Source organism: Bradyrhizobium sp. STM 3809 (genome assembly GCF_000239795.1).
GTDB lineage: Bacteria > Pseudomonadota > Alphaproteobacteria > Rhizobiales > Xanthobacteraceae > Bradyrhizobium.
Genome location: NZ_CAFJ01000340.1, coordinates 1 through 622, shown reverse-complemented (window position 1 = coordinate 622; position 622 = coordinate 1). Strand labels below are relative to the sequence as shown.

General features: G+C 70.3%; 1 protein-coding gene. It reads left to right on the top strand.

Features of this window, described 5'->3' with window-relative positions; all coding sequences use genetic code 11:
• On the top strand, nucleotides 1–622 hold a 622-nt coding region (locus tag BRAS3809_RS18560; RefSeq protein WP_035656773.1), incomplete at both ends, for an MBL fold metallo-hydrolase.

Sequence of the window (622 nt, the reverse complement as noted above, 5' to 3'; positions counted from 1 at the left end):
TCGAGAAGCTGACGGGACCGGCGCTGACGGCGGAGGCGGTCGGCGAGGTCGATGCCGTGCTGCTCAGCCATGATCAGCATGCCGACAATCTCGATCATGGCGGCCGCACCTTCCTGACCCGCGCGCCGCGCGTGCTGACGACCGAGGTCGGCGCGAAGCGGCTTGGCGGACATGCCGAGGGCCTCGCTCCCTGGCGAACCACCGAGCTGCGCGTCCAGGGCCGCACGTTGACGGTGACGGCGACGCCCGCCCGGCACGGTCCGGCCGGCATCGAGCCCTTGGCCGGTGATGTCATCGGCTTCGTGTTGCAGCCCGCGCAGGGCGCGCCGGTCTATATCAGCGGCGACACCGTGTTCTATGACGGCGTCGCCGAGGTGGCGCGGCGCTTCACGCCGGGCGTGGTGCTGCCGTTCGCCGGGGCGGCGCAGACGCGCGGGCCGTTCCATCTCACCATGGACACCAACGACACGGTCGAGACGGCGCGGGTGTTTGCGGATGCGTTGATCGTGCCGGTTCACACCGACGGCTGGGCGCATTTCCGCCAGAGCGCGCAGGACCTGCGCAAGACCTTCGATGCGCTCGGCTTCGGTCCGCGGCTGAGATTGCTCGAGCCAGGTGTGAG